This window comes from Mesorhizobium sp. M7A.F.Ca.US.002.01.1.1, from assembly GCF_004022955.1.
GTDB lineage: Bacteria > Pseudomonadota > Alphaproteobacteria > Rhizobiales > Rhizobiaceae > Mesorhizobium > Mesorhizobium ciceri.
In genome coordinates this window covers 1-4467 of the sequence record NZ_RZQE01000479.1, presented here as the reverse complement: position 1 = coordinate 4467, position 4467 = coordinate 1, and the positions used below count along the sequence as shown (strand labels likewise).

4 protein-coding genes, 1 pseudogene and 1 riboswitch are annotated in these 4467 nt (G+C 64.1%); of the genes and pseudogenes, 4 read left to right on the top strand and 1 reads right to left on the bottom strand.

The features are described from left to right. On the top strand, positions 1-570 hold a 570-nt coding region (locus EN932_RS30090), incomplete at its 5' end, for a GntR family transcriptional regulator (protein WP_164890687.1). 37 nt (positions 571-607) lie between these two features. On the opposite strand, the gene EN932_RS30085 is transcribed toward EN932_RS30090, so the two are convergent. Then, on the bottom strand, positions 608-1609 hold the full coding sequence (locus EN932_RS30085; RefSeq protein WP_127368902.1) for a hypothetical protein: 1002 nt from the start codon (positions 1607-1609) through the stop codon (positions 608-610). Between the two features lie 244 nt (positions 1610-1853). After that, a riboswitch (glycine riboswitch) is annotated at positions 1854-1940 on the top strand. 149 nt (positions 1941-2089) lie between these two features. On the opposite strand from EN932_RS30085, the gene gcvT reads away from it, so the two are divergent. The 3 genes and pseudogenes from gcvT to EN932_RS30070 form a co-directional block, all read left to right on the top strand. Beyond that, complete coding sequence (gene gcvT, locus EN932_RS30080) at positions 2090-3190, top strand: glycine cleavage system aminomethyltransferase GcvT (RefSeq protein ID WP_127385474.1); 1101 nt, start codon at positions 2090-2092, stop codon at positions 3188-3190. A gap of 5 nt (positions 3191-3195) precedes the next feature. Further along, positions 3196-3564 (top strand): glycine cleavage system protein GcvH, encoded by a 369-nt coding sequence (gcvH, locus tag EN932_RS30075; protein WP_013531953.1) that lies wholly within the window; start codon positions 3196-3198, stop codon positions 3562-3564. Positions 3565-3581: 17 nt separating this feature from the next. Then, positions 3582-4467, top strand: a pseudogene (locus tag EN932_RS30070) (glycine dehydrogenase (aminomethyl-transferring)); the annotation flags it as partial.

The following is a 4467-nucleotide window of genomic DNA, read 5'->3' as shown; positions in this document are numbered from 1 at the left end:
AGGCTGAATGTCAGCCGCAGCCCGATCCGGGAGGCCCTCCAGCGGCTGGTCACGGAGGAACTCATCACCTTCCAGACCAATCGCGGCTTCTTTTGCCGCGGCTTCGATGTCGACGAGGTCGTCAATCTTTCCGACGTGCGGGCGGTGCTTGAGGAGCGCTCCGTCAGGCTGGCGATCCAGCGCGCGACCAATGAAGAGCTCGCCGCGCTCGTCGACTGGTGGACGCTCACCATGGCGCGCGCCGACTCGTTTTCCAGCGCCGAGCTGACCGCCAGGGACGAGGAGTTTCACATCCGCATCGCCAGGCTGTCAGGCAATCCCGAACTGGCGCGCATGCTCGAAGGCATCAACACGCGCATCCATTTCGTTCGCAAGATCGAAGTGGAGAAGCACCGGCGACTGTCGACGACCTACACCGAACACAGCGAAATCGCCCGAGCCATGGTAGCTCGCGATGCCGACACGGCCGCAAGGCTCATGCATGACCACATCGACATCAGTGTCGCCGATGCCATGTCGACCGTCCGGGAAGGCCTGGCCCGGATATACGTCGACGTCGATCAGATCTGACCAGCATCCCGGAACCGATTAAGCAATCCCTGGCCGGTCAGGCAACCTTGTCGAGCAGCGGCCTGAGCGCCGGGTGAATTTCCGGCGAGGCGTGCTTGATCAGGGTCAGCAGCGCGCGTTCGTTCTCGTAAAGTGGCCTGTCGACGCCGATATGTTCGATCAGCCAGCCGGCTTCGCCGGCATCGATCGTCTCGGCACGGCGGGCCAGGGCCTCGGCCGCCCTGTTCTTGGCTTCCCATTCGGCTTCGATGTCGCCAGGAGATCGGTAGGCCTCCATGATGCCGGCAAGCCCGCCGGAGATCATGCGGCTGAAGAAGCCGCCGATTTCCGGATCGGCATGTTCGAGGAAGGCGTCATGGCGCAGCGCCACGTCGCGCGTCGGTGCTTCGTAGCCGGCCGAGCACATGACGAAATTGGCGATCGCCTTGACGAACAGCTCGTTCCAGGACGGATCGTTTTGTCCTTGAGCAGTCCGCTCGTTGATCTTGAGCAGCACCTCGGCCTCGGCGCGCGTGATGGCGATGTTGCCGTCGCCGCCATGGGCATGGAGGATCCGGCGCAAAAGCTCGACCTCCGCCTGCGCGACGAGGCCCGGAGCCAGCACGCCGCCGAGCATCAGCGGCCCCTTGCCGTCAATGACGGCATGCGCCACCTGCTCCAGCGCATACACACAAAGCTGGGCCGGCGACGATTTCGCCTGTTCCAGCACATGCACCAGCAATTCGAGTTCGGTCCGGCTGTCGACCATGCCGTCGCGCGAGATCGTGCGGATCAGCCAGTCGGCATTGTCCTGCGAGATATAGCCCGACGGCTTTTCCTGGTGGACGATATAGTCGGTGACCGCCTCAATGAAGAAGGGCGGCCATTCCTGGCATTTGTCCTTCGCCGTGGCATCGAGCGCGAACAGCGCCTCGGCCTCGCCACGCGTCACGACGCCGTCGCCGAACACTTCATGGCGCAACATCGCCACGTCCTCCGCGGCGATGCGGCTTTTCGAGGTCAGCCCGGCCACCGGCGCGCTCATGATCAATTCGCCCATTTGTCGTCCCCGTCCGCCGTCGCCAAGCGCCGGCCCGATAGCGTCATACAAGCCAACATATCAGCAGTGTCTTGAAAAACCGGCAAACGGCGTGGTTAGTGAAGACTTGTCGCCAACGCATGTCGCCTGACAGCGTGCCGCGGTTTGAAGAACGACATGCACGCGCTTTAGATGTTGCTGACAGGTGACAAGCCGTCGCGCGCAAGCTATGGATGGCGCGTCGAGGACTCAGGGTCTTGAGTCCTACCTGTTTGCGGGAGAGAACAGCGAGAGCTGTCGCCGAAGGGGAAATCGCCCGAAATCTCTCAGGCAAAAGAACCGTAGACGGGAAAGACACTCTGGAAAGTCGGGGCTTGCCCCCGCGCCGAAGGTGTAAGCGCCGCTGACAGAGTTCCGGCTGCGCGAGTCTCTCAGGCTTCAGACAGAGGGGCACGGACTGGTCGCCATTCGCGACCGATTGCGTGCGACTCTGGAGACGACATGACGGGCGACGACACAAAACACCTTCCCCTTGAAGATATCCATATGGCCGCCGGTGCGCGCTTCGGCGCCTTTGCCGGCTGGTCGATGCCGCTGACCTATCCGGCCGGCGTCATGAAGGAACACCTTCACACCCGCGAGCAGGCCGGCCTGTTCGACATCTCGCATATGAAGCTGTTCGAGGTCAGCGGACCGGAAGCGGCGGCACTGCTCAACCGTGCCTGCCCACTGGATGCCGGCGCGCTCGAAATCTCGCAATCCAAACTGTCCTTTTTCCTCAACGAAGCAGGCGGCATCCTCGACGACCTGATCGTCACCAGGCTTGGCGATGCCAGGTTCATGGTGGTCGCCAATGCCGGCAACGCCGTAGGCGACGAAAAGCATTTGCGTGCACTTGCCGCGGATTTCGACGCCAGGATCGAGCCGCTCGACCGCGTCTTCCTGGCCATCCAGGGTCCTGAAGCCTGGGCCGCCCTTTCCCGCGCCGGCATCGAGACCGGCTCGCTGCTGTTCATGCATGGGGTCGAACCGCGCAAGAACTGGTTCATGAGCCGGTCGGGCTATACCGGCGAGGACGGGTTCGAGATCGGCTTGCCGGAGGCCGATGCACGCGACCTCGTCGCGAAGCTGCTCGGAGACGAGCGCGTGCTGTGGATCGGCCTGGCCGCGCGCGACAGCCTGCGCCTGGAGGCCGGTCTCTGCCTGCATGGCCAGGACATCACACCGGAAACCGACCCGGCCAGCGCCGCCTTGATGTGGGCAATCCCAAAGGACATCCGCGCTTCCGGCACTTTCATCGGCGCCGATGCGCTCCGCGCCGCGGTGGAACGAGGACCCGCGCAAAAGCGCGTCGGTTTGAAGCCGGAAGGCCGCCAACCGGTGCGTGGCGGTGCCGCGCTCTTCGACGCCGACGGCAACCCGGCCGGCCATGTCACGTCGGGCGGCTTCGGCCCCTCGGCCGGCCATCCGGTCGCCATGGGCTATGTCTCGACACCTCTGGCAAAGCCCGGAATTCGGGTTTTCGCCGATGTGCGCGGCACGAAAATCCCAGTCGATATCAGCTCCCTGCCCTTCACACCGCATCGCTACCGAAAAGGATGATCTCAATGGCAACAACCTATTTCACATCAGATCACGAGTGGCTCCGCGTCGAGGGCGGCATCGCCACGGTCGGCATCACTGATTACGCGCAGGAGCAGCTCGGCGACCTCGTCTTCGTCGAACTGCCGGAGACGGGAAAGAAATTGACCAAGGGCGACACCGCCGTCGTGGTCGAATCCGTCAAGGCGGCGTCCGATGTCTATGCACCAGTCGACGGCGAGATCACCGAGGCCAACGGCACGCTGTCGTCGGATCCGTCACTGGTCAATTCGGCCGCAACAGGGGCCGGCTGGCTGTGGAAGATGAAGCTTGCCGACGAAAGCCAGCTCGCCGGTCTCATGGATGAGGCCGCCTACAAAGCCCATATCGGTTGATATCAGGACTTATTGAGATGACCGCAGCACCCTACCCCTTCTCGGCCCGCCATATCGGTCCCGGCCTCAACGATACCAGAGCCATGCTGGCCGCCATCGGCGTGCCCTCGATCGAGACGCTGATCAGCCAGTCCGTCCCGAAGTCGATCCGGCTCGATCGGCCGCTTGCCCTGCCGGCACCAGCGAGCGAGGCGGAAGCGCTGGCTGAGCTTTCGGCTGTCATGGCCGGGAATACGGTGCTGAAGAGCTTCATCGGCGCCGGTTATCACGGCGTCCATGTGCCGCCGGTTATCCAGCGCAATCTGTTCGAGAACCCGGCCTGGTATACGGCCTACACGCCCTATCAGGCCGAGATCAGCCAGGGCCGGTTGGAAATGCTGTTCAACTTCCAGACCCTGGTCACCGAACTGACCGGCCTGCCGGTGGCATCGGCGTCGCTGCTGGATGAAGCAACCGCCGTGGCCGAGGCGGTCGGCATTGCGCTGCGCCATCACCGCGACAAGCGCACCAAGGTAGCACTTGCCGGCACGCCGCACCCGCAGACGCTGGACGTGGTGCGCACCCGCGCCGAGCCGCTCGGCATCGAGATCGATGGCGAGACGATCGACGACAACACCGCCGCCCTGCTTGTCTCCTGGCCGGATACATTTGGCGTCTATGGCGACCACAAGGCAGCGATCGACAAGGCACACGCGACCGGCGCCCTCGTCGTCTTCATCGCCGACCCGCTCGGCCTGACGCTGACCGACGCGCCGGCCAAGCTTGGCGCCGACATCGCCGTCGGCCCGATGCAGCGCTTTGGCGTGCCGATGGGCTTTGGCGGCCCGCACGCGGCCTATTGCGCCGTCTCCGACAGGCTGACGCGGCTGATGCCTGGCCGCCTGGTCGGCCAGTCCACCGACA

Excerpts from the sequence above, each read along its gene's own strand:
- EN932_RS30085 (WP_127368902.1), bottom strand. The coding sequence starts at position 1,609 with ATGGGCGAATTGATCATGAGCGCGCCGGTGGCCGGGCTGACCTCGAAA.
- gcvT (WP_127385474.1), top strand. The coding sequence starts at position 2,090 with ATGACGGGCGACGACACAAAACACCTTCCCCTTGAAGATATCCATATG.
- gcvH (WP_013531953.1), top strand. The coding sequence starts at position 3,196 with ATGGCAACAACCTATTTCACATCAGATCACGAGTGGCTCCGCGTCGAG.